The organism is Chitinophaga sp. sic0106, from assembly GCF_019219075.1.
Taxonomy (GTDB): domain Bacteria; phylum Bacteroidota; class Bacteroidia; order Chitinophagales; family Chitinophagaceae; genus Chitinophaga.
This window is the reverse complement of the sequence record NZ_JAHUWJ010000017.1, coordinates 24,725-50,353: the sequence shown is the minus strand read 5'-3', so window position 1 is coordinate 50,353 and position 25,629 is coordinate 24,725. Positions and strand designations below refer to the sequence as shown.

The window sequence follows — 25,629 nt, the reverse complement described above, 5'->3', positions numbered from 1 at the left end:
TTATTCCTGGTTAACTCCTGTCTCGAAAATATCATTGATCATGGAGATGTAAAGGTCGCTCTTGTCAGTTTCCTTGCGCACTTTACCTGCCATGAGGTTGATCATTTTTTGAATGATGCGGCCTGATACCTGTTCAATATCTTCCAGGTTATAGGCGGCACCGTTTTTCTGTTGCTGGATTTCGCGCATATGTATTTCATGCAGTTTTTCTTTTACTGCTTTGAGTACAACGGCGTGCTTACGCATTTTGTACCAGTAGAGAAACTCTTCCATGTACTCCGCGATGATGGCGATCGCCTTTGGTACTTCCGTCAGCCTGTTTTGCAGGGTTTCGTCCTGTACCTTGGAGAGTTCATCAACGTTTACCAGCGAAATATGCTTTAATGCTGCTACTGCAGGGTCTACGTTAAATGGTATAGAGAGATCTACCACCAGCTTTGGCGTAGTGTTTTGTAAATGCTCAGCCAGCAGTGTGGGATGTGGAGCGTTGGACGCCACCAGAATCACATCTGCCTCCTGGATTACCGGCAGCATATTTTCGTATGGTGCGTATTTGAGTCCGTGTTGACTGGCAAATTCTTCGGCCACAAGGAGTGTACGGTTGATGAGTGTTACTTCTTTCACTCCCAGGTACTCGATCATATTTTTGGTGGTGTTGCGGCCTATTTTGCCTACGCCCAGCAATACGATCTTTTTATCCTTGATATCAGGAACCATGCGTTCCAGCATGCGTACGGTTGCAAAGGCAACGGACACGGTGCCGGCGCTGAGGCCTGTTTCTGTTTTAATAAGTTTGGAAACCTGCAATACACTGTTTACTAATCGTTCTAGAAAACCTCCCAGTGCTTTTTCATTTTTTGCAAATTTCGCTGCATTCCTTATCTGGCCAATGATTTCATAGTCGCCAAGGATCTGGCTGTCCAGCCCTGTTCCTACCTGGTACAAGTGTTTGATCGCTTCTTCACCGGATTTGGTATAGGCCATTTCCAGTAGCTGATCCCTGTCGCCGTTGGTTTGTGAACACAGCAAGTCTATGAATTGCCCCGGGCTTGCGGCAAAACCGTAAATTTCCGTTCTATTACAAGTGGAGAGTACAAAGAGATCGTCTAATTGCACAGTCCTGGCATGCTCCAGGAGTTGTTGGTACTGGGCCGGATTGATGGCGTATAGTCCCCTGATAGCAGCGTCTGTTTTCTTATAGTTGATCCCAACGATATGAAAATTTGCTATTTCTTTTGAATGACTGACCTGCATGTTCGTGTATAAGCTTCCGGCTGCAAAAATACTGGCATACGCTGCAAACAATTGGTTTAGGCTGTCATTAGTGTGTCATTTCTACTACTGGTAATCAATACGATGAAAAAATGATTTTTATCAGGTTTTGCTCAGGCGCCATATGCCAGGGTGTTAGAAAACGACTGCCTTTGGAAATATTTAGATTTCGGTGATATAATCATTACAAACAGATGACATTACCTAGTCCTATCAGTTTCCTCTATACAAAGGTCAGTACTTTCTATCAAAGTGCCTGGACTGTTTATGCCGGAAACAAGCTAAATTTGCCGCAATCTTAAAGAATAGCATGGTCAATAAATCTGAAGTAGGAATAGTTTTGATGAATCTGGGCTCTCCGGATTCAACGGCAGTACCTGATGTGAAGAGGTATTTGATGGAGTTCCTGATGGACAAGCGTGTGATCGATTATCCCTGGTTGTTCCGCAAACTGCTGGTAGGCGGAGTAATAGTACCAAATCGTGCGCCGAAGTCAGCCGAGGCTTACCAGTCCATCTGGTGGGAAGAAGGCTCCCCGTTGATTGTGCTCACTAAACAGTTACAAAAGGCGGTGCAAAACGATATGGAGATCCCTGTGGAGATCATGATGCGTTACGGCAATCCTTCGCCTGAAGCGGCTTACAACAAGTTACTGGCAGATAATCCTTCGCTGAAAGAAGTGATCCTGCTGCCTTTATATCCGCATTACGCCATGTCCTCTTACGAAACCGCGGCGGAATATGCCAAGGAAATCTACCGTAAGCAGAAATATAAATTCAAACTGAGTGTAATTCCTCCGTTTTACGATGAACCCGATTATATCAATGCGGTAGCGGAAAGTATGCGTCCGTATCTGCAGGAGGACTACGACTATGTGCTGTTCAGCTATCATGGTGTGCCGGTAAGGCATATCCATAAGGGCGACATCACAGGCAAACATTGCATGAAGGTGGGAGATTGCTGTCATGTAAAATCCCCTGCCCATGAGTTTTGCTACAGGCACCAGGTAACTATTACCTCAGAGCTGGTGGCGGAAAAATTAGGGTTGTCTAAAGAGAAGTGGGGGATGTCGTTTCAATCGCGCCTCGGCAGGGAAGAGTGGTTACAGCCATACACCGCAGCACGTTTTGAAGAACTGCCTAAGGAAGGAAAAAAGAAGATATTGGTCGTATGTCCGGCCTTTGTATCTGATTGTCTGGAAACACTGGAGGAGATTGCCGTTGAAGGAAAACATTCTTTTATGAGCAATGGTGGTGACAGTTTCACCATGATTCCATGCCTGAACGTACATCCGTTATGGGTGAACGCAATCGTAAAGTATTGCACACAGCTGATTGAAAATAATTAATTCCGATCCTCATGCCACAGCAACCCGTTTTAATTGTTGGCGCCGGTATTTCCGGGCTGAGTATTGCCTATGAGCTGCAACAGCTGCAAGTGCCGTATGTGATTATGGAGGCTGCTGACCGTAGTGGCGGTGTGCTGAAATCGTTACATATTGATGGCTTTGAGCTGGACGCCGGTCCTAACTCCATTGCTGCCTCTCCCGAGATGTTGCAATACCTGGAGCAGTTAGGTTTAGGTGATAAAATACTGGTGGCATCGGCAGCCAGTAAAAACAGGTTCCTGGTGAGGAACAAACAACTGCATGCGGTATCTCCCCATCCATTTAAAATCATCGGATCAAAATATTTAAGCGGCGCCAGCAAGTGGAAGCTCTTTACAGAGCGTTTCCGCAAGTCTGTTCCGCTGAAAGAGGAAGAAAGTGTAAGCGAATTTATCGGTCGCCGCTTTAACCAGGAAATTGCCGAGTATGTATTTGATCCGGTGCTTTCCGGTATTTACGCTGGCAATCCTGATAAGCTGAGTATAGCGGAAGTGTTGCCTATGCTGCCTAAATGGGAGCGTACCTATGGTAGTATTACGAAAGGATTGATGAAAGAGAAGGCTGCGCTCGGAGGCCGGAAGATAGTGAGTCTCGCCGGAGGCAATGCCACGCTCACCAGTGCGCTAGCTGCCCGTTTAGCCGTTCCCGTGCGACTCAATTGTGCCGTGCGCAGTATTACATCTGCCGAAGGCCGGTATAAAATTACTTACATCGAAAACGGCCAGCAGGGCGAAATGGAGGCGGCACAGGTGATACTTACCACCCCTTCCTATGCCACCGCCTCTATGCTGAAAGGCCTGGATAATAAGCTGGCAGAGCGTTTACAACAACTTGAATATCCGGAGATGGGCGTGCTGCATGTGGGTTATAATGCCGCTGCCGTGGCTAATCCTGTGGATGGCTTTGGCTTCCTGGTGCCTAATGCAGAACATTTACATTTCCTGGGCGCTATCTGTAACGCGGCCATTTTCCCTACCAAAGCGCCACAAGGTAAGTTGCTGCTGACGGTGTTTACCGGCGGCGCGCGCCTGCAGCACCTCCTGCGTGATACCAGTCATGCCGTGTTGCAACAAAATATCCTGGGAGAGCTCAGTACCATACTGGGTATCAGCGAGGCTCCTGTGATGCAGCATTTTGAGGTATGGCAGCAGGCTATTCCCCAGCTGAATGTAGGTCATGCGGGGCTACGCGAGCTGGTAAAACAGTTTGAAGCTACCCATGCCGGCCTTCATATTGCCGGTAATTATCTCCATGGGGTGGCGGTACCTGCGCTGGTGCAGTATGCGGCTACGTTGGCGGGTACTATTGCAAAAAATTAATCATAGAAAATTTATTGAGTTGTAGCTTTTTTTCTTTAAATTTCCTTATAAACTTCCACCAGATGATTGTAGGAATTTTGAAAGAAAAAAACAGGGAAACCCGTGTGTCACTAGTCCCCGAAATAGTGAAACAATTGCAGCAGATGTCGGTAACCGTGTGGGTGGAGCAAGGTGCAGGCGATAAAGCGTTTTATGACGACTCCCTATATATCGCTGCCGGGGCCCAGGTTACAACTTTATCACAAATACTTGAGCAGGCAGATATCATCTGCTGCGTAAATCCTCCGGACGCTGAAACGCTGGCTGGCATTAAGCCAGGGAAGATCCTGGCAGGTGCCTTGCAACCGCTTTACAATTTACAGGCGGTGGAACAATGGGCCGTCAGGAATATCAGCACCTTCAGTCTGGATGCAATTCCACGTACTACGCGCGCGCAGAGCATGGATGTGCTGAGTTCGCAAGCCAATATTGCGGGCTACAAGGCTGTTCTGCTGGCTGCGTATACCTATAGCCGTTATTTCCCGATGTTTATGACTGCTGCCGGCAGTATTGCACCTGCAAAAGTTTTGGTGCTGGGTGCCGGTGTAGCGGGCTTACAGGCCATAGCTACCGCACGCCGCCTTGGGGCGGTGGTGGAGGTATTTGATACCAGGCCTGCTGTGAAGGAGGAAGTGATGAGCCTGGGGGCTAAGTTTGTGGAGGTGGAAGGTGCCGCGGATGCTTCCGCAGCCGGTGGTTATGCCGTAGAGCAATCGGCCGATTATCAGCAGAAGCAGCAACAGCGTATAGGTGAAAGTATTGCCAAGGCAGATATCGTGATTTCTACCGCGCAGATTCCCGGTAAGAAAGCGCCCGTGCTGGTGACGAATGAGATGCTGGATCAGATGCGTGCCGGAGCGGTGATCATTGACCTGGCAGCGGCCACCGGTGGAAATACGGAGGTGACTAAGAACAATGAAACCGTTACCTACAAAGGTGTAACGATCATCGGTAATTCTAATCTGGCAGCGGATATGCCGTCAGATGCGAGTAAGCTATACGCCAAGAATCTCTTTAATTTCCTGAAGTTAATACTGACAAAAGAGGGTGCCGTGTCGCTCAATTTTGAAGATGATATTGTGGCAGGCGCCTGTATTACCTATAACGGGGAGATACAGAACCAGCGGGTGAAAAGTTTCCTGCAGCCTGCGTAAGTCGCCGTTAACCTGATTACTGTATTATAATTCCACCGGAACAACTAAAAAACAACAGCCATGGAACAGCTATCCGTATTCATTCAGCAGCATATAGAAATGATATATGTTGTAATCCTGTCTATTTTTCTGGGTATAGAAGTGATTTCCCGCGTGCCTTCTGTATTGCATACACCACTGATGAGTGGTGCCAATGCCATACACGGGGTGGTAATTATCGGTGCAATCATAGTGATGGGCAAGGCGGAGGCGGGCAACTACCTGGCTTTGGTGCTTGGTTTTTTAGCGGTAATACTGGGCACGGTGAATGTGGTAGGAGGCTTTGTGGTAACGGATCGCATGCTGGAGATGTTCAAAAACAAAAAGGATAAAAAATAAAACCTGTACCATATGTCCAGCATACTTTCAATAATCTATCTGATAGGCTCTGTTACATTCATATTGGGATTAAAGATGTTGAGTAAACCGGATACTGCCCGTAAAGGCAATCTGGTAGCGGCTGCAGGGATGGGGCTGGCGATTATAGGCACCATCTTTTTGTATGAATCGGAAGGGGCGAAGCTGCATAATTACGGTTGGATTTTCGGGGGGCTGCTTATTGGCTCGGTGATAGGTGTGATGGCCGCGAAGAAAGTGAAGATGACGGCCATGCCAGAGATGGTAAGCATGTTTAACGGGATGGGAGGCGCCTGTGCGGCGTTGATATCGATCATTGAGTTCGGTCACCTGGCAGGTAACAGTGGATCGGAGGGGGCTGCGGCCATGATTAAAATGCACCAGGTAGGCGATATGATAGACCAGCTGGGGACCGGCAGCAAAGCGTTTATGGAGCAGCGGGATCTGTTGCAGGCGATGTTTACAATGGATTATCGCGGTACGCTGCTGATAATATTACTTGGGCTGATCATAGGCTCTGTATCCTTTGCCGGTAGTGTGATTGCCTGGGGTAAGCTGAATGGGCGTGTAAAAGATTTTGCTTTTCCTGCACAGCATATTGTGAATATGATTGTGCTGGGGGTGATTGTGCTGCTGGCGGCGGCATTGCTGATACACGTAAATGACGTGTATCCGTTGTGGGCGCATGGCGGTGGTACGGCCACTGGTTTTAATTTATTGTTTTACGGATTACTGATTGTGTCACTGATTTATGGAATCCTGTTTGTATTGCCGATTGGTGGGGCAGACATGCCGGTGGTAATTTCGTTGCTGAACTCTTTTACCGGTGTGGCAGCGGCTTTTGGCGGATTTCTGTACGATAATCCGGTGATGCTCACCGGTGGTATCCTGGTGGGATCGGCCGGTACGATTTTGACGATATTGATGTGTAAGGCGATGAACCGTTCGCTGAAGAATGTGTTGATAGGTTCATTCGGGGGGAACAAAACTGGTGCAGTGGCTGGCAAAGAGCAGGGGGCGTATAAGGAGATTTCCTTATCGGATGCTGCGGTGGTGCTGGCTTACGCCAACAAGGTGATGATCGTGCCTGGTTATGGTTTGGCGGTGGCCCAGGCGCAGCATGTGTGCCATGAACTGGAGAAGTTGCTGGAGGAGAAAGGGGTGGATGTGAAGTATGCCATTCATCCGGTAGCGGGACGCATGCCGGGGCATATGAATGTGTTGCTGGCAGAAGCAGATGTTTCGTATGACAAGCTGCTGGAGATGGAAGAAGCGAACGCTGAGTTGCCCACTACCGACGCCGTGCTGGTATTAGGTGCTAATGACGTGGTAAATCCGGCGGCTAAAACGGATGCTACCAGTCCTATTTACGGTATGCCTATTCTGGAGGTAGAAAATGCCAAAGTGGTTATTGTGAATAAACGCAGTATGAAGCCGGGATATGCCGGTATTGAAAACGACCTCTTTTTTCAGCCTAAAACCTCCATGCTGTTTGGTGATGCGAAGAAGGTATTACAGCAGCTGGTAGCGGAAATAAAGCAGGTTTAAATGTCATGGCGCCAATGTTTTAGTTACATTTGCGAAAAACATTTCGTTGTCTAATACTTTACCATCTGAACTTATAAATTCGCTGGAGGGATTGCCTGGTTTCAACCGGGAATCTTTTCTGCGTGTACATGCCGCTGCTGATAAAATTACTTCGGTGCGGCTCAATCCTCACAAGTTGAATGCGGCTAAGGCGGAGCAGGTGCTGGCGGCGTTGTCGCCCGGCGGCGTTACCCGTGTGCCTTGGAACTCGCAGGGGTATTACCTTCCGCAGCGTCCTTCCTTTACCTTTGATCCATTTTTTCATGCCGGCGCTTATTATGTGCAGGAGGCATCGTCGATGTTTGTAGAGCAGGCAATGCGTGCTACGGTAGACCTTCAGCAGGACCTGCGGGTGCTTGATTTGTGTGCTGCGCCGGGAGGGAAGTCGACGCTATTGCAATCGCTGATCAGCGAAGATAGTGTGCTGGTAGCGAACGAGGTGATTAAGCCGCGTGCCGCTGTGCTGGCGGATAACCTCACTAAGTGGGGCGGTGCTAATGTGGTAGTGACGAACAATGATCCGAGAGATTTTTCGCGTATACCGGGATATTTTGATGTGATGGTGATTGATGCGCCATGTTCTGGTTCGGGATTATTCAGGCGGGAGCCGGAGTTGATTCCGGAGTGGTCGCCGGAAAATGTGGTGTTGTGTAGTCAACGCCAGCAGCGTATACTGGCTGATGTGCTGCCAGCGTTGAAGGAAGGCGGCATTTTGATTTACTCTACCTGTTCATTTTCCAGGGAGGAAGATGAGCAGATCATGGACTGGCTGCTGGGGCATTTTGAACTGGAGAATATACGGGTGCCGGTGCAGGAGAGCTGGCATATAGTGCCTGCATTTTCTGTGGAGCATAACAGTGCCGGCTATAGGTTTTATCCGGATCACCTGCAGGGCGAAGGCTTTTTCATTGCCTGTTTCCGAAAGAAGAGCGGCGAAGCGGGAAGGAAGCTCAAAGAGCAGAAGAACACTTTTCTCTCTGCAAAAGAAACGGGGAAATTAGCTAACTGGATAGCCGATCCGGAGAAGTATGAATATCTGCTTCACCAGGAGGAGGTGCTGGTGTTGCCAAAAAATTTAGCAAAAGATATTTCATTGTTGCAGCAACAGTTGTATATTCGCAAGGCAGGTGTGAAAGCGGGACAGTTAGGACAGAAAGAATTGATACCTGATCACCAGCTGGCGGCCAGCACATTGGTATCGGCCAACATACCAGGCGTTAACCTGAGTTTGCAGGAAGCATTGCATTATCTGCGCAAGGAAGATCCGGGAATAGCCACGGATGTGAAGGGATGGGCGCTGATGCGTTACGAGGATATGAATCTTGGCTGGGCGAAGTTATTGCCTAACAGGATGAATAATTACTACCCAAAAGAACTCCGGATATTAAAGGAAATCAGCGGCATGTAGTCATACTACGGGCTGTGGAAATTTCGTTTTTATCAGGTGAATTACCAGGAATTAAGTATTTTATTGCCCGAAAAAGTATAAACAGAGTTGTATGTTAAAATCGATTTTTTCAATTGCCATCTTAGGATTGTGTGCAGGAACGGTGAAGGCACAAGACATGCTGCAGGCGCTGGGCCACAGTCCTGACCTGTATATTAACCATACCGTTAAGAAAGGCGAAAACTTTTATAGTCTTGGTCGTACCTACGGGGTAACGCCAAAACAAATAGCATCTGCCAACAATACAACATTGGAGAAAGGTTTGCAACTGGGCAACGAACTGCATATTCCGCTAACGTCGGCTAACTTTTCCCAGAAAGCAGGAGCTTCCGGAACACCGGTATACCATAAGGTAGCGGAAAAAGAAACGTTGTATCGTGTGAGTGTAAGCTTCAATAAAGTACCACTGGATAACATCCGTCAATGGAATAATTTCAGTGGCGATGGTTTGAAAAAAGATAGTTATCTGATCGTAGGCTACCTGACTTCCGGTGGTGGTGGCGCAGTGGCTGCGGCAACGCCAGCGCCGAAGAAGCCCGCACCTGCACCCGCTGCAGAAGAGCCAGCTGCAGAACCAGTAGCAGAGCAACCAGCATTGCCTGCTCCAACAAAAGAAGGCGCTAAGAAAGCGGAGCCTCGCCCTGTGCAGGAACAACCTGAACAGATTGCAGAAGCTCCTATCACCACCGCACCTGCTACCACCAGACCTGCACCCGTAGCAACCGGTGATAACTTTGAAGAAGTATACAATCAACAAACCAGTAACGGTAAAAAAGCGGCTAATGAAAAAGGTCCTGGTACCTGGTTTAAAAGTAACGCTGTAGGTAAATATTATGCGCTGCATAATACTGCCCCACGTGGTACCATCATCAAAGTAACCAACCCACTTAATGGTAAAGCCATCTATGCGAAAGTACTGGATGTAATTCCTCAGATGAAAGCTAATGCCGGCCTGATTGTGAAACTGAGCGATGGTGCACAGCAAGCACTGGGTAGTGAGGAAACGAAGTTTTATTGTGAGCTGAGTTATGAGAAGTAAGTGAGTAATTACAAATATTTGGAAGGACTGTCTTTTTAAGGCAGTCCTTTTTTTATGCAGGATGATGAGTTGGTGGTGTAAATGTTTGTGTTTGTGGTTTCTATGGCTGCGTTTTCAGGTGGGTTGATGCGTATTAATTTTGTAAGAGAGCCTGGATTAAATTTATCAACCTATTTGAGTTAGTTATCCCTATAGTAAAGCTGAGAGCGAATTTTGATAGATGTAAAACTCACCTGATGCCAATGTATATCTTAACCAGATATCGCGTCATTATTGTTGACGGAATAGCCTTGCTATTAATTACACTTTTTACCTATGCAGCCTTCAGTAAGCTGGCTGATTATCAGAAATTTCTTTCCCAGCTGGGGCAGTCGGAGATTCTATCTGCCTACAGCAAGGAGATATCAATTGCAATTCCTGCTGTGGAGTTGTTGATATGCTGCATGCTGTTTTTAAATCGTACTAAGCTGCTGGGGCTTTACAGCAGCTTCGGTTTGATGTTGCTGTTCACCTTTTACATTGGAAGTATGTTATTGTTTACGGAAGATGTGCCATGTTCCTGCGGTGGAATATTGGAACACCTTTCATGGGAAGCGCATGTCTGGTTTAATGTAGGGGTGGTGGTACTCACAGTGGTTGCGGTGTTGTGGCATAGAAGGGAAAATTCTTAATCTTAAAATCATTTGTTATGAAAAGGTTTAAAATTTTTGCAGTGATGATTGTGTTGGCGGTGGTGGCTGGAACTGGAGTAGCGAAGAGTGGGGGAGGAGGTGACGTTTATATTGGTTGGTATAAGCCTGACCCATCAATGTTTGATTGTAGCTCAAATTTTTATGATAATTGGTACCCCTGTGACCGTTATTCATATGGTCCGATTTGTACAATATGGGGACAAATAGCCTATGACGATGTGATTTGGTGTAATCTGGATGCTTACGATTACGCAGCAAAACGCCTGTATTAATCAATTAAATATGCAGAGTATGAAGCGAAAAATGGCAGTTATTGTATTTATATCTTTGGTGATTATGAGTACATACTCTGTATATTTTTATTATTCAGAGTTTACAAAAAAGAAACAAGGCGCCTTTGTTAGAATATTTAGCAATCATCATCCAGGATTATTTAAGGAAATTGCTTTAGCCCCTGGATACTATTATTTTTCCGGAAAGGATTCTGGTAGAATATGGCTTGGAAACGAGAAGTTACCAGGCTATTTATTGTCCGTTGTTACTAATGGAAGGTTTGATACAAGTGGTATTGTACTGCCTGGAAGTGCAGATATTAAGGCTGAAAAAGGCCAATTGGGTTATATTCAATATCCATATTTTTTACTGGTTAATGGTGCAAAGCGAAATATTAAGTTTGGGAATGTGGACCTTTTTACCTCAAATGGAGTTGATACAACACGATTCAGTTTCGATATTGCGAATCCTGCAGGAGATTCGACCTTTTTGCTTAGAATAAACACATTTGATGGATTACAATTGGCTTATTATACAATTGGAGAAACTCTTAAGTTGACGAATGTTCTAACCACACGAGGCCTGTCGCAGCTAAGTAGAGACGGGATTTTATTGTTTGATGAGCAACGGAAAATTTCTTCATATGTATACTTCTATCGAAACTTATTTGTTGTATTTGATAAACATAAAATTGACTCCATAAATACTTTGGATACAGTTTCATTTGCATTAGCCGATGTTGGTAATGCCGATTCAGAAGGTAAACGCAGGAAGAATACACCTACAGTGTCTTACAATTACCGCGCGGATATCAGTAATGGAAACATATACATCCTTTCCAAGGCTAGAACATCTTTGCAATCCAACATTGATAGAGATTCAGTTGTAATTGATATTTATTCTATAAACAAAAAGAAATATACTTCCAGTATGGTAATCCCAAAAATGTACGGAAATGAACCTATACAGGATTTTAGAGTTATATATCCATTTATGTTTTTACTCCTTGAAGGTAAATTGATAGTTTTGATAATTTAAATAACACATTGATAATCAAATAATTATTTGTTTCATTAAAAAAAATGAACTTTTTTTGGATCGTTATGTTTTGCAATAAAATTGAAAGTTTTCCCCTTTTAATATTGCATGCTTATTGTTCATGGAAATTGTTCTTTTTATCATGAAATTTATAATAGCAATTGTAGGATGTATATTCCCTCATTTAATCTTTGCTCAAGGTCAGCACGCTGATCCTGGCCTGAAAGTTTATACTGATAAAATTATCTATTCTGCATCGGACCGAATATGGTTTAGTGCGATTCTTACAAAGGCAACAATAGCGGATACTTCTATGCCTTATCATACAATGTATTTAGCTTTGATAGATCCAGCAACACAGACTGTGGTACAATCTTCTAGGTTCCTTCTGTTTAATGGTTGTTCAGCCGGGGCAATGGAAATTCCGGACACTGCAGTGGGAAAGGAGCTTGTTTTATTGGGATACACAAATAACCTGACACGAAACTCTGCTGAATTTCCCTTTATTAAGGCAATAGCTGTAAATAAGGTTCTGCGGCATCTTCCTAAAGAACAATTTAAAAAGAGAAGGCTCACTTCGATTCAAAATTCGATTATTGCACATACAACTTGTGATTCATTGGTTTATGGTAATCGTACCAAAGTAAGATGTAAAATATCCTTACGGGACTCTATGAACCGACCTTTAAAAGGGTTATTTTCATTTGCTTGTACAACTAATGGAAGTGTGCCAGAGGTTGTAGATAAATTGAATGAAAACTCAGCGCTGAGTATTTCAGATGAATATAGAGAAAAGCTAAATAATGGCACTAATGGCTTATGGAATATTACTCGAGGAAGAGTATTGATGGTTAATAAGCCTTTTCACAAAAAAATGAACGTGATTTGCTATAACTCAGGAAAATCTCAAATTGTTCAAACAGACCCAGATGGTGAGTTCTGCTTGAACATGAGCATGTTGTATAAGCAAGATACTGGAAATGTCTATTTTGCGCCTGTCGGTCATACTCGTTATGGGGTGATATCCGTTGCACTACCCACGGATGAAGATAGAGTTAATAAATTAATTTCCCAATTACCGGAGCTAAAGCTTGAGCCGGTTCTGATAGAACGAAGCAATGAAATGATTCAGGAGGTTACTAAGATTCAACAGGCAACACAACTAAAAGAAATAGAAGTAGTAGAAAATTGGATTTATCATGACGACCCTTTTAGACTTGAACCATATCAGGATATAGATTCTACCTGTGATGCATGGGTGTGTGAAAACGATGTTCTTAAATGTACAAATGATCCACTTGTGAAACCGGCAGTTATGGGTCATATTTATAGACAATACAAACCCGGAGCCAGAAGAGTTAGTTATGTGAAATATATAGGCTGTCGAGCCATGAAGTATTCATTAACTGTAAGTAAAGTTCGTGCAATTAACCTACCGGAAGAATTTCCTACGCTAAAGGATAGTAATTTATCTAATACGGAACCTTATACATCTTCCACCCTTTATTGGTCTCCGCTTATCGTTACGGACGACAATGGCGAAGCGGAAATCAACTTCTACACCAATGACCTCCCCGGTAATTTTATTTGTACCGTCCGAGGGTTAAGCACCTTAGGAGAGTTCAAAGCACAAACAAGTTTCATGGTAAAAATGGAGTAGCAACTCATTTCGAGATGCTTTCCTGATACACCAAGGGTGTACCATCCGCAAACATCCCGATTATATTCACCGTAAATGGGCTGGCAGGTGTTATAAATTTGTATTGATGGGCAGTTACATAAGGATTCCAATGTAAGGTCGTCTCATCTGGCGTACTCCATTGTAGTGCCTTGTTATAGCCTACAATTCTAAGTTTATGCATGAAAGATGGCAGGTATTTCATGTCTTCTCCTTTTTTGGTATAAATGAGAACGGCAACACATGGATATAAATCCTTAAATACTTTGGCATAGGCAAAGTCCTGTAATGGCATCATACGCACAATACCTTCACTTACCAATTTCTCATCTACATAATATTCAATCGGCGCCGAGCAGCCGGTAGGTGTATTAATGCTATTCTTATACCAGCCAGGCGGTAACTGTTGTCTTAAATACTCAAGTACATAATAGATACGGCCTGGGTTTATTGGATCACGTAAATCAAATGAGAATTGTTCGATGGCTGCAAAGCGCTGGTCCATAACATATCGTTTATTCAGGGCCAAATGCCTGTCATTCCAACGCGCTTTTACAATTACCGTTTTCAAAGTTTTACTTTTTCCTAAAGTGAGAATCTTTCTAATTTCATCCGCCGCCAAATCTTTGTGATGGAAAGTGTCTACAATAAATCGGGAGAGCGCCGGTGGTGTGAAAGGAGGGAACGTATCGGGAATGCTTTTTAAAATAATATTATTAACCTTCTTGTTCGCTTCACTATATTGGATGTACGCAGTATCAAAGAATAGCAAATTACTGAATACCACTTTTCCGCTTTCGTTCGTATTTAATACCTGCGGCTGTCCCAGGATGCTGTCTTTTTCAAATACTGTGACAATAGGCCGGTTTTTTAAAGAAGCATTAGCTGCAATTGTTATTAGTGACGTGTCATATGCAGTCACAAAGTTTTGGGCCACAGGGAAGGAAAGCATTGCACTGGATTCTGATTTACTCACAGATATTGAATAGTTTAACAGTTGGCCACTATCTATGTTGATGATACAGGTATCATCCAACATACTTACCGTTACTGCTCCAGTTTGAGCGAGCGGTTTGTTCGGGACTTTAGACCGTAATAGTGTGAAGTCAATTAAACTATCCGGCCTCACTGTGATACTCTCAATCGCTTCAGATTTGGCATTGCGAGTATATGCCCTTAACCAGTAATTGCCGGATGCAGCAGGCATTACCATCTGCCCTTGACTAAAACCTTCAATAATCGGATATTGCTGACGGATCATTATTTGATTGTCCATGTCATACAACTCCACATAGAACGTGGAGCTTTCTTTTACTCCCATGCTGTCAGAAGTGATTGACCCTTTATACCAGATCGTGTCACCTGGAAAACATAGTTTTTTGTCGATATGAAGAAAGCTATGTTCGCTTTGGGCGCTGGAAAACTCATAGAGGGATATGAGCCAGCATAACAGCAGCATTCGATACATTATTAACAGGTTTGTGTAAAAACAATAACTGTCAAAAATTAGTTCGAAAAATGCTTATCGAAAAAAACGATGATAATCCGATTATCATCAGGCGGAGACAAAAAATGCTGATGCCTCCAACAGCATCAGCATTCCTTCTCTCTAAAAAATATTTTAAAACCTATACCCCCTCAAAAACTCAACCACCCCCATTCTCTTCTTTCCTTCCAGCTGAATCTCCTCCAGCACCAGCCAGCCATCAGCAGCAGCAATTTTTAAATAGGTTTTCTGATCAGTTTCAAACTCACCAGATGCAACTGTTGGTTGCGACAGCTCCTTGTGCGCTTTATAGATTTTTAAAGTTTTGGATTGAAAGGTGGTCCATGCAGCAGGGTAAGGGCTTAGTCCACGCATCAGGTTGTACACCTGGCCAATAGGCTTGGTCCAGTCGAGCTTGCAGGTTTCCTTGAATATCTTAGGAGCATGTTGAATATCAGCCAGTGCCACATCTTTCTGGGGCGTGCCTTTGGCAGTGCCGGCAGCGATGGATGCCACTGTTTTCAACAGCAGCTCCGCGCCTGTTTGCATCAGTGCGTCGTGCAGTTCGCCGGCAGTTTCATCTTCGCGGATAGGTACTTCCTGACTGTAGAGGATATCCCCGGTATCGATTTCATGTTGCAATTTGAAGGTGGTGACGCCACTCGCTTTTTCACCATTGATGATGGCCCAGTTGATAGGCGCCGCACCGCGGTACTGTGGTAACAGGGACGCATGTACGTTGATGGTACCTTCCGGTGGCATGTCCCATACCAGTTCTGGTAGCATACGAAAGGCTACCACTACTTGCAGGTCCGCCTGGAGCGCACGTAGCTCTTCGATGAAGGCAGGATTTTTCAGCTTTTCAGGCTGTAAGACCTTTAAATTATTTGCTACCGCGTATTTCTTTACGGCACTCTCCTGTAGCTGCAAGCCACGGCCTGCGGGTTTATCGGGTGCCGTAATGACTCCCACAATGTTATATCCGTTCTTTACCAGTATATCCAGCGACGCCACGGCAAAGTCGGGCGTGCCCATGAAAATTATTCTCAGATCTTTAGCCATGGTGCAAAAGTAATCTATTCTACGTACAGCATGTATTTAGCGCGGGTAGCACGGAATTTTACCAGACCCGGCTCCCAGGTTTTGCGGATCTCCGCTTCCGTCATGCCCGACCTGATCTGCTTTACCAAAATATTGTTACCAGCCAGCTTATTAAAGAAAGAGGTGAAGAATTTATTCTTGTCCGGCGCCTCATTATAAGCTTTGATCACCCATTTCAGCTCTATCCTGCGACCCGGCGCAGGCACCGTTTCCGGTACATTGGAAAGGTCTTCGCCATAACACAGGGTGTCTTTCAACGGAGGGTTTTTAGCGCCCTGGGTGCTGCGGGGAGTAAAGGAAAAGCCCGTCTTAGGCTGATTTGGACCGCCATAAATCTGGAAAGGCTTGTCGGTGCCGCGTCCCAGGCTCAATACAGCGCCCTCAAAAAAGCATACGGAAGGGTAGAGGTTCACCGCTTTCATATTGGGTAGATTGGGAGATGGGGCGACTGGCAGGGAATAATACGTCTTATGGGTATAACGCTTGCAGGTGATCACTTCGATATCAGCCTGTACGCGACCTTTCAATAGCTTTTCCCCATTCAGGAACCGGGCATATTCGCCGATAGTCATGCCGTGAACGACGGGAATAGACTGCATCCCTATAAAAGAACGGTAAGCCGTGTCGAGGATGGGACCATCCACATAGTCGCCATTTGGATTGGGGCGATCGAGGATCAGCAGCTTCTTATTGTTCTCCGCCACGGATTCCATGATTTCCTGGAGGGAAGATATATAGGTATAGAACCTGGCCCCCACATCCTGAATGTCAAAAATCACGATATCCACATCTGCCAGGTCCGCTTTGGTAGCCTTCCGGTGCGCGCCGTAAAGCGACACTATCTGCAGTCCCGTAGCAGCGTCCCTGGCGTTGGCTATCTTCTCCCCGGCATCAGCAGTACCCCGGAAGCCATGTTCCGGACTGAAAATTTTCTGAATTTTAACTTTTAGCTTCAACAAGCTGTCCACCAAATGTGTATTACCTATGGTAGCGGTCTGGTTCACAAGCAGTGCCACCCGCTTCCCTTTCAGTGAGGGCACCCATTCCATGATACGGTCTGCTCCGGTAGTAACCTCACTGTACTGCGCCTGTGCAGCCGGAATCAGTGCCATGGCTAGTAAAGCAATAAAAATGATCCTTTTCATAACCGGAATATAGCATAAAAAACTGGTGATTCCGGATGCTTTGCTTACCTTGCGATATAATTATTAACACTAAACAATTATTTATTATGCAAGCTGTTAAAAACGGGGATACAATTAGAGTGCACTACCACGGCCGTTTAACTAACGGTACTACCTTCGATTCTTCTGAAGGAAGAGCCCCATTGGAGTTCAAGGTAGGCTCTGGTATGGTTATCAAAGGTTTTGACAATGGTGTGTTGGATATGAAAGTGGGCGACAAGAAAACCATAGAAATCCCTGTTGATCAGGCTTATGGTCAGAAATCTCCAGAGTTCATCATCGATTTCCCTAAAGCTAACATCCCTGCTGACCTGAACCCAGAAGTAGGTATGCAGCTGCAGATGAGCGGCCCTGAAGGTCAGGTGATTCCAGTACGCGTAGTTGCTGTTGCGGCAGAAACTATCACCCTGGATGGTAACCACCCGCTGGCTGGCGAAGACCTGATCTTCGATCTGGAACTGGTTGAAATCGTATAATCAGCATATCACAATTGATTCAATCGGCTGTCTTTTAAAAGGCAGCCGATTTTTTTTATCTCCATTCATCGCTTTTTTTTACACACGAATATTTTTTTCGTGTATCTTAGCCACCGCAATGAAACTACTGGTCAGGCTTTTTGTATTACTGGTTTTTTTCCTGCTGAGCGGATACGGTTATCTATATACAAACTCATCTCCTCGGCAGGGTAATTTCATGTATAAAATTTCTGCCAGCAGGCCCGGAGAATCTGGCTCGGCCTATGTCTACAACACGCTTACTTCTTCCTTCCGGAACACCGGCATCTCCCCAAAAAAGAAAAAAATTGTTTGTATTAATGAAGAAGAAAGTGACAACGAATCACTCCGACTCTGCTTCTTCCGAAAGAAAACTTCTCTCAGCAATTACTTCAATATCTGCTTCGGTCAACTTACTGCATGCCTGACTGAAAGCACGCCATCTATCAATTCTTTCCGTGACCATTTCTTCCTGCTATCTTCCAGCAAACAAAGTCTGCTGCAGGTAATCAGGATCTGATACCACTCCCATAACAGATCATCATCTGTGCTACCTACGCTAATCGATGCTGTCGCATACGGTATGGGAAAGACGTGCCCGTCTTTTACCGCCTTCCTGTGACTGGCTTAATACCTAATAAATATTAATTGCTACATGAAAAGAACGCTCCTACTGGCGGGCTTGTGTGCCGTATTGTGCTATACAAGCTGCAAAACCCAGGAAAAAAAAGAGGAAACCGAAGCCAAACTACTGGTGACCAACCCGCTTAAAACCGACACTTCTATTATCAAGGATTATGTATGCCAGATCCGCTCCATCCGGCATATAGAGCTGAGAGCCCAGGAAAAAGGATACCTGGAAGAAAGCTTCGCTGACGAAGGCCGCTTTGTAAAAAAGGGACAACCCCTGTTTCAGATCATGCCAAAACTCTACGGCGCTGAACTTGAAAAAGCCCAGGCAGAAGTGAACTTCGCAGAAATCGAATACCAGAACACGAAAAAGCTGGCAGACAGCAATATCGTGGCGCCCAATGAACTAGCCATGGCTAAAGCGCGACTGGACAAGGCAAAGGCGGAAATGTCGCTCAGCAAAGTGCACCTCCAGTTTACCAGCATCACCGCACCTTTCGATGGTATTATCGACCGCCTGCAGGTAAGAACAGGCAGCCTCGTGGCCGAAGGTGACCTCCTCACCACCCTCGCCGATAACAGCAACATGTGGGTGTACTTCAATGTGCCGGAAGCAGAATACCTCAACTACACCACCAAGAAAAATAAAGAAGCTGCAAAAGTAAACCTCATGATGGCCAACCATCAGGTGTTTAAATACCCTGGTGTGGTAGAAACTATCGAAGCTGATTTTGATAATGAAACCGGTAACATCCCTTTCAGAGCCACCTTTCCTAATCCTGACGGTACATTACGACATGGGGAAACCGGTAATATCCAGATGGAAGTGCCGCTGAAAGATGCACTGCTCATCCCGCAGAAAGCCACCTTCGAAGTGCTGGATAAAAAGTATGTGTACGTGGTGGATAAAGACAACCGGGTGAAATCAAGAGAGATCACCATCGAGGCAGAAATGAATGACCTCTACGCCGTGAAAGAAGGCTTGTCTGCCGATGATAAAATACTGCTGGAAGGCTTGCGTAAAGTGAAGGAAAACGATAAGATCTCCTACGATTACGAAAATGCAAGAAAAGCCGTATCCGAATTGAAGTTACCAGCAGAATAATTCAGCATCTAAAAAACGGAACCAATGTTCAATAAATTTATTCAGCGACCGGTACTGGCTATCGTATTATCGCTGGTGATCATTTTCATGGGACTGCTCGCCATCAATACCCTCCCCGTTTCGCAGTTCCCATCTATCGCACCGCCCATGGTAGTGGTAAACGTGGCCTACCCCGGTGCAAGCGCCAAAGTACTGGTAGAATCCGTACTGGTGCCCATGGAAAAAGCTATCAACGGTGCCCCGGGCATGAAGTACATGACCTCCGACGCTACAAGCGCCGGCGAAGCCACCATCCAGGTAGTATTTGACCTGGGCACCGACCCAAACCAGGCAGTGGTAAACGTTAAAAACAGGATCGAACAGGTGACTAACCGCCTGCCGGAACTGGTACAGCGTGAAGGCCTGGTGGTTAGCTATACATCGCCTAACATGCTGATGTATGTGAACCTTTACAGTAAAGACCCTAAGGCGGATGAAAATTTCCTCTACAACTTCGCAGGGGTGAATATTATCAATGAATTGAGTCGCCTCAAAGGGGTAGGTAGTGCCAAAATCCTTGGTAGCCGCCAGTTTGCCATGCGTGTATGGCTCAAACCTGACCGCATGCGCGCCTATAATGTATCCACAGACGAAGTGATGGAAGCACTGGCCCAGCAAAGCATCATAGGGTCGCCGGGAAGGATAGGACAGGCCACCGGTAAGCGTTCCCAGTCACTGGAATATGTGCTCACTTACCCGGGCCGCTATAACAAACCGGAACAGTACCGCGATGTGATTGTAAAAGCCAATGCCAACGGAGAAATATTATACCTGAAAGACATCGCTGATGTAGAACTGGGTAGTGAGTTTTATGATATTTACTCCAACATGGACGGCCATCCATCTGCGGCCATCACCCTCAAGCAAACCTACGGCAGTAACGCCTCGGATGTTATCAAGGAAGTAAAAGCCAAGCTGGAACAGATCAAAGCCAGTTCCTTCCCACCAGGTATGGACTATAAAATCAGCTACGACGTATCCAGTTTCCTGGATGCCTCCATGGAAAAAGTAGTACACACGCTCATCGAAGCCTTTATACTCGTGGCCATAGTGGTGTTCCTCTTCCTGGGCGACTGGCGCTCCACGCTCATTCCAACGCTCGCTGTGCCGGTATCGCTCATCGGGGCATTTATGTTTATGCAGCTCTTAGGTCTCACCATCAACCTCATCACGTTATTTGCACTCGTACTGGCAATCGGTATCGTGGTGGATAATGCGATCGTGGTAGTGGAAGCCGTGCATACCACCATGGCAGAAGAACACCTGTCGCCCTATAAAGCAGTAAAGAAGGTGTTGAAAGAAATCAGTGGCGCCATCATCGCCATCACCTTCCTGATGACAGCCGTATTTATTCCGGTAGCGTTCATGACAGGTCCGGTGGGTATCTTCTACCGGCAGTTTTCCATTACCATGGCCACCTCCATCGTAATTTCCGGCGTGGTGGCACTAACGTTAACGCCTGTACTCTGCGCCATGATTCTGAAAAATAATCATGGTCAGCCAAGGAAGAAAACACCTGTCAACCGCCTGATCGATGGCTTTAACAGCTGGTTTGAAAAGGTGACGGAGAAGTACACCGGTTTACTGCGACTGATCGTAAACAAACGCGTGATCACCTTCGGACTGTTGCTCGCCTTCTGTTTCGGTATCTGGGCGATATCTTCCCTGCTGCCTACGGGCTTCATCCCGAATGAAGACCAGGGGATGATTTATGCCATCATTCAAACGCCGCCGGGATCTACGCTGGAACGTACCAACCATATTGCCGGCCAGCTGCAGAAGATTGCAGAAAAAGTGGAAGGAGTGGAATCCGTGTCCGCACTCGCAGGCTATGAAGTGTTGACAGAAGGTAGGGGCTCCAACGCTGGTACCTGTTTGATCAACCTGAAAAACTGGTCGGACCGCAAACACTCTGCTGTAGAGATCATCGAAGAGCTGGAAGACAAAGCCAAAGTGATTCCGGGTGCTACCATCGAGTTTTTCCAGCCACCAGCCGTGCCTGGGTATGGTGCTGCCGGCGGGTTCTCGCTCAGACTCCTGGATAAAACCAATTCAGATGACTATGACGCCTTCGGAAAAGTAAATGAGGAGTTCATGGCGGCCCTGCGCAAACGCAAGGAACTCACCGGGCTGTTCACGTTTTTCGCCGCCAACTATCCACAGTATGAACTGGAAATTGACAACAAGGCTGCCATGCAGAAAGGCGTGTCCATTGGCAAGGCGATGGATAACCTGTCGATCCTCATTGGTAGTACCTACGAGCAGGGCTTTATCCGCTTCGGTACTTTCTATAAGGTGTATGTGCAGTCGTCCCCTGAATACAGGGCGCTGCCGGATGATGTACTGAAGCTGTACATCAAAAATAACAGGGATGAAATGGTGCCTTATTCTGCTTTTATGAAGATAAAAAAGAATCAGGGGCTCAATGAAATCACACGATTCAACATGTACCTGGCCTCCGCCATCAATGGTGCACCTGCTGCCGGTTATAGCAGCGGCGAGGCCATCAAAGCCATTCAGGAAGTGGCCAAAGCTACGTTGCCCAGAGGCTACGATATTGACTGGCTGGGACTTTCCAAAGATGAAGCGGAGCGCGGTAATGAAGCGCTGATCATCTTCTTCATCGTGTTGATATTCGTATACTTCGTACTTGCCGCGCAGTATGAAAGTTTCATTATCCCGCTTTCGGTAATACTTTCCTTGCCGGTAGGTGTTTTCGGGGCATTTGCATTATTGAAGATGATGGGGCTGTCGAACGACATTTACGCGCAGGTAGGCCTGGTGATGCTGGTAGGCTTGCTGGGTAAAAATGCGGTGTTGATTGTGGAGTTTGCCGTGCAAAAACACCAACAGGGCGCAACCATTCTGGAGGCTGCCATTGAAGGTGCCAAAGTGCGCTTCCGTCCGATCCTGATGACGTCTTTTGCGTTTATTGCGGGCCTTATTCCGCTGTTGTTTGCTACAGGGCCGGGTGCGCTGGGTAACCGTACCATTGGGGCTTCCTCAGCAGGTGGTATGTTGCTGGGTACCGTTTTCGGAGTGATTGTAGTACCGGGATTGTACTACATATTCGGATCAATGGCTGAAGGTCGCCACCTGATACGTGATGAGGATGAAGTGCCGCTAACCGATGACCTGGTGATGAAGAAAAAGAAGAAGAAAAAGTATAAAATTTTCTAATTATGACGATAAGAACCAGCTATAAATTATTAGGGATACCGTTGCTGTTACTCGCTTACAGCGCCTGTAAAATTCCGGCGGTTACCACCCGTTCTGAAAGTAAGGAGCTGCCGGCAACTTTCAGCAACAATACCGCAGATTCTGCCAACACGGCCAGGGTGGCCTGGAAGGATTTTTTTACAGATCCATATCTGAAAACCCTGATAGATACTGCATTGCAGCATAACCAGGAGTTGAATATTACTTTACAGGAGATAGCCATTGCCCGTAATGAAATACGTGCCCGTAAAGGGGAGTACCTGCCGTTTGTACAGTTGAAAGCAGGGGCAGGATTGGACAAGGTAGGGAGATATACCAACATCGGAGCGATGGAGGAATCCACAGAAATTAAACCAGGCAAGGAAATGCCGGACCCGCTGCCTGACTACCTCATAGCAGCACAGGCCACCTGGGAAGCTGATATCTGGCATAAGCTGCATAATGCAAAAAAGGCGGCAGTGGCCAGATATGTATCCAGCGTAGAAGGGCGGAACTTTGTGCTCACCAACCTGATCGCGGAAATCGCCAACTCCTATTACGAGCTGCTGGCATTGGATAAGCAGCTGGAGATTGTGCAGAAAAATGTGGAGATCCAAACCAACGTCCTACGGGTGGTGCGATTGCAGAAAGAAGCTACCAGGGTAACGGAGCTGGCTGTACGTAGATTTGAAGCACAGCTGGCAAAAACGAAAAGCCTGCAATACAACCTCCAGCAGCAGATCGCCGAAACAGAATACAATATCAATTTCCTGCTGGGGCGTTATCCGCAGCAGGTGCAAAGGAGCAGTATGCCGGCAGCAAATGCGGTGCCTGCCCTGGTGCAAACGGGTATTCCTTCCCAGTTGCTGGCCAACAGGCCTGACATACGGAAAGCGGAACAGGAGCTGGCTGCGGCTAAGCTGGATGTGAAGGTGGCCAGGGCCAGGTTTTATCCATCGGTAGGCATCAGTGCCGCTATTGGCTATAATGCTTTCAATCCTTCGTACCTGCTGACTACACCGGCCTCCCTGATCTATTCACTGGCAGGAGAGTTGTCTGCTCCGTTGGTGAACCGTAACGCCATCAAGGCTGAATATCTGAACGCCAGTTCCCGGCAGCTGCAGGCGGTGTATAACTACGAGCGTACCGTATTGCATGCCTATGTGGAAGTAGCGAAGCAGGTGAAAAAGATTGATAACCTGCAAAAAAGTTATGATTTGCAGGCGGAGCAGGTGCAGCAACTATCCAGTTCTGTAGATATCTCTGATAAGCTCTTCAAGGCTGCGGAGGCGGATTACATGGAAGTGCTGATGACCCAGCACGATGCGCTGGAAGCGAAGTTTGAGCTGGTGGAAACACAAAAGCAACGGTTATGTGCCGTGGTGAATATCTATGAAGCCCTCGGGGGCGGATGGCAATAATTAGGGGTAATTAAGGCCAGAAAAACCGGAAATGAAGGGCGTATCCATATAAAGTAGTAAAATATTTTAGTGAGATGAGCCCGCTCATTCCCCGGTCAGCGCCTGCCTGCGCTCCGTTTTCAATGCTTCCAGGCATTGGTTACAGAGGCAGTCGGTATAGCGTTCTCCGATATACTGGCGGTCGTCCCCATCCAGCCGAACCTGCGTACACCAGCACTGGTGTATGTTTTCCGGCTCACATACCAGTGGCTTCCCGCAACGGGGGCAAATGCTGCTATTTTTTTCTGCACCGCTCATACCCAAATATAGCGAATCCCAAAATTACACTGGCGGCATAAGGGTATGACCGATTTTTCCTTACGTTTGCAATATGTTTACAAACTATAACTACACCGTAGATGAACGCTTTCTGCGTTACGTACAGATAGATACACAGTCAGATCCGTTGAGCAGCAGCTTTCCCACCACGGAGAAACAGAAGGATCTGAGCCGCCTGCTGGTAGACGAATTAAAGGCAATGGGGATCAGTGATGCCGGGCTGGATGAACATGGTTATGTATTCGCCACCATTCCCGCCAATACGGATAAAAAAGTGCCGGTGATCTGCTTCTGCAGCCACGTGGATACATCTCCCGATAGCAGTGGTACCAATGTTAAGCCAATCATACACGTCAGCTACGACGGAAAAGATATTCAGCTGCCAGACGATCCTGCTGTGATCATCCGTGCCAGCGAACACCCTTACCTGGCCAGCAAGAAAGGCGATGATATCATTACCGCCAGCGGTCTTACCCTCCTCGGTGCCGATGATAAAGCCGGTGTTGCGGAAATTATGGATGCCGCGCATTTCCTCATGACCCATCCGGATGTGAAGCATGGCGCTATCCGCATTCTATTCACTCCGGACGAGGAAGTGGGCCGTGGTGTGGAAAAACTGGATATGAAGAAACTGGCTGCCGATTTCGGCTACACCATGGATGGTGGCGAGCTGGGATCTTTGGAAGATGAGAACTTCTCGGCTGACGGTGCCAAAATCGTGGTAGATGGTATCAGCGCCCACCCGGGAGCTGCTAAGGATAAACTGGTGAGTGCCATTAAAATCGTCAGCGAAATCGTTGATGCGTTGCCGAAAGACAGCCTTTCACCTGAAACAACGGACGACAGGGATGGCTTTATTCACCCGGTTCGTATAAGCGGCACCGTAGAACAAGCCGAAATCGACTTCATTATCAGGGACTTCGAAACCAACGCACTCGAACTGCACGAAGCATACCTGCGCCGCATCATGGAAAGGGTAGTTGCAAAATATCCCGGCGCAAAAGGCGTTTTAAGGGTGAAAGAACAATACCGTAACATGAAGGAAGTGCTGGTTCATCATCCTGAAGTGACCGCCTATGCTGCAGAAGCTATCCGCCGGGCAGGCGTACAGCCGGTGAAAATGAGCATCCGCGGAGGTACTGATGGTGCCCGCTTATCCTTTATGGGACTGCCTTGCCCGAATATTTTCACCGGGGAAATGGCCCTGCACAGCAAACATGAGTATGTAAGTATCCAGGATATGCAAAAAGCCGTACAGACAATTGTATATCTGGCACAGCTTTGGGAGGAGAAGGCATAATTTTGTAATTATTTACTATTTTAACCGTTATT

General features: G+C 46.4%; 22 protein-coding genes. 17 read left to right on the top strand and 5 right to left on the bottom strand.

The genetic code is table 11. From position 1 onward, the window contains the following. Entirely contained in the window at positions 1-1,254 is a 1,254-nt protein-coding gene (hemA, locus tag KW844_RS21925; protein ID WP_218378930.1) for a glutamyl-tRNA reductase, read from the bottom strand. Between the two features lie 328 nt (positions 1,255-1,582). Here hemA and hemH point away from each other — a divergent pair, with 328 nt between their 5' ends. The 11 genes from hemH to KW844_RS21870 all read left to right on the top strand — a co-directional run bounded on the left by hemH (position 1,583) and on the right by KW844_RS21870 (position 13,303). Beyond that, on the top strand, positions 1,583-2,620 hold the full coding sequence (gene hemH, locus KW844_RS21920) for a ferrochelatase (protein ID WP_218378929.1): 1,038 nt from the start codon (positions 1,583-1,585) through the stop codon (positions 2,618-2,620). 11 nt (positions 2,621-2,631) lie between these two features. Next, positions 2,632-3,978 carry a protoporphyrinogen oxidase gene (hemG, locus tag KW844_RS21915; RefSeq protein ID WP_218378928.1) on the top strand — a complete coding sequence of 449 codons (1,347 nt, stop codon included), beginning with the start codon at positions 2,632-2,634 and terminating at the stop codon, positions 3,976-3,978. Positions 3,979-4,040: 62 nt separating this feature from the next. Further along, on the top strand, positions 4,041-5,171 hold the full coding sequence (locus KW844_RS21910) for a Re/Si-specific NAD(P)(+) transhydrogenase subunit alpha (RefSeq protein ID WP_218378927.1): 1,131 nt from the start codon (positions 4,041-4,043) through the stop codon (positions 5,169-5,171). Between the two features lie 60 nt (positions 5,172-5,231). Then, entirely contained in the window at positions 5,232-5,549 is a 318-nt protein-coding gene (locus KW844_RS21905; RefSeq protein ID WP_218378926.1) for an NAD(P) transhydrogenase subunit alpha, read from the top strand. 12 nt (positions 5,550-5,561) lie between these two features. Next, positions 5,562-7,115, top strand: coding sequence for an NAD(P)(+) transhydrogenase (Re/Si-specific) subunit beta (locus KW844_RS21900; RefSeq protein WP_218378925.1), 1,554 nt, complete (start codon positions 5,562-5,564; stop codon positions 7,113-7,115). A gap of 46 nt (positions 7,116-7,161) precedes the next feature. Further along, on the top strand, positions 7,162-8,562 hold the full coding sequence (locus tag KW844_RS21895) for an RsmB/NOP family class I SAM-dependent RNA methyltransferase (protein ID WP_218378924.1): 1,401 nt from the start codon (positions 7,162-7,164) through the stop codon (positions 8,560-8,562). Positions 8,563-8,653: 91 nt separating this feature from the next. After that, on the top strand, positions 8,654-9,640 hold the full coding sequence (locus tag KW844_RS21890) for a LysM peptidoglycan-binding domain-containing protein (protein WP_218378923.1): 987 nt from the start codon (positions 8,654-8,656) through the stop codon (positions 9,638-9,640). Positions 9,641-9,876: 236 nt separating this feature from the next. After that, positions 9,877-10,311 carry a MauE/DoxX family redox-associated membrane protein gene (locus tag KW844_RS21885; protein WP_218378922.1) on the top strand — a complete coding sequence of 145 codons (435 nt, stop codon included), beginning with the start codon at positions 9,877-9,879 and terminating at the stop codon, positions 10,309-10,311. Between the two features lie 17 nt (positions 10,312-10,328). After that, positions 10,329-10,604: a hypothetical protein gene (locus KW844_RS21880; RefSeq protein WP_218378921.1), complete on the top strand. Its 276-nt coding sequence runs from the start codon at positions 10,329-10,331 to the stop codon at positions 10,602-10,604. A gap of 19 nt (positions 10,605-10,623) precedes the next feature. Next, on the top strand, positions 10,624-11,643 hold the full coding sequence (locus KW844_RS21875) for a hypothetical protein (protein ID WP_218378920.1): 1,020 nt from the start codon (positions 10,624-10,626) through the stop codon (positions 11,641-11,643). A gap of 142 nt (positions 11,644-11,785) precedes the next feature. After that, complete coding sequence (locus KW844_RS21870) at positions 11,786-13,303, top strand: hypothetical protein (protein ID WP_218378919.1); 1,518 nt, start codon at positions 11,786-11,788, stop codon at positions 13,301-13,303. 4 nt (positions 13,304-13,307) lie between these two features. On the opposite strand, the gene KW844_RS21865 is transcribed toward KW844_RS21870, so the two are convergent. The 3 genes from KW844_RS21865 to KW844_RS21855 all read right to left on the bottom strand — a co-directional run bounded on the left by KW844_RS21865 (position 13,308) and on the right by KW844_RS21855 (position 17,053). Continuing rightward, the gene (locus tag KW844_RS21865) at positions 13,308-14,789 is read right to left on the bottom strand and encodes a hypothetical protein (protein ID WP_218378918.1); all 1,482 of its coding nucleotides are present in this window, start codon (positions 14,787-14,789) and stop codon (positions 13,308-13,310) included. 153 nt (positions 14,790-14,942) lie between these two features. Continuing rightward, complete coding sequence (fmt, locus tag KW844_RS21860; RefSeq protein ID WP_255578576.1) at positions 14,943-15,869, bottom strand: methionyl-tRNA formyltransferase; 927 nt, start codon at positions 15,867-15,869, stop codon at positions 14,943-14,945. Between the two features lie 14 nt (positions 15,870-15,883). Further along, the gene (locus tag KW844_RS21855) at positions 15,884-17,053 is read right to left on the bottom strand and encodes an exo-beta-N-acetylmuramidase NamZ domain-containing protein (protein ID WP_218378917.1); all 1,170 of its coding nucleotides are present in this window, start codon (positions 17,051-17,053) and stop codon (positions 15,884-15,886) included. A gap of 86 nt (positions 17,054-17,139) precedes the next feature. Here KW844_RS21855 and KW844_RS21850 point away from each other — a divergent pair, with 86 nt between their 5' ends. From KW844_RS21850 to KW844_RS21830, 5 genes are all read left to right on the top strand, one after another. After that, positions 17,140-17,568: a peptidylprolyl isomerase gene (locus KW844_RS21850; RefSeq protein ID WP_218378916.1), complete on the top strand. Its 429-nt coding sequence runs from the start codon at positions 17,140-17,142 to the stop codon at positions 17,566-17,568. 217 nt (positions 17,569-17,785) lie between these two features. Next, on the top strand, positions 17,786-18,106 hold the full coding sequence (locus KW844_RS21845) for a hypothetical protein (protein WP_218378915.1): 321 nt from the start codon (positions 17,786-17,788) through the stop codon (positions 18,104-18,106). Between the two features lie 135 nt (positions 18,107-18,241). Next, on the top strand, positions 18,242-19,321 hold the full coding sequence (locus KW844_RS21840) for an efflux RND transporter periplasmic adaptor subunit (protein WP_218378914.1): 1,080 nt from the start codon (positions 18,242-18,244) through the stop codon (positions 19,319-19,321). 24 nt (positions 19,322-19,345) lie between these two features. Continuing rightward, entirely contained in the window at positions 19,346-22,540 is a 3,195-nt protein-coding gene (locus tag KW844_RS21835) for an efflux RND transporter permease subunit (RefSeq protein WP_218378913.1), read from the top strand. A gap of 2 nt (positions 22,541-22,542) precedes the next feature. After that, positions 22,543-23,979, top strand: a complete 1,437-nt coding sequence (locus tag KW844_RS21830) for a TolC family protein (RefSeq protein WP_218378912.1) — start codon at positions 22,543-22,545, stop codon at positions 23,977-23,979. A gap of 84 nt (positions 23,980-24,063) precedes the next feature. On the opposite strand, the gene KW844_RS21825 is transcribed toward KW844_RS21830, so the two are convergent. Continuing rightward, complete coding sequence (locus KW844_RS21825; protein WP_218378911.1) at positions 24,064-24,276, bottom strand: cysteine-rich CWC family protein; 213 nt, start codon at positions 24,274-24,276, stop codon at positions 24,064-24,066. A 73-nt stretch (positions 24,277-24,349) separates the two neighbouring features. Here KW844_RS21825 and pepT point away from each other — a divergent pair, with 73 nt between their 5' ends. Further along, positions 24,350-25,597 (top strand): peptidase T, encoded by a 1,248-nt coding sequence (gene pepT / locus KW844_RS21820; protein WP_218378910.1) that lies wholly within the window; start codon positions 24,350-24,352, stop codon positions 25,595-25,597. Positions 25,598-25,629: the final 32 nt, after the last annotated feature.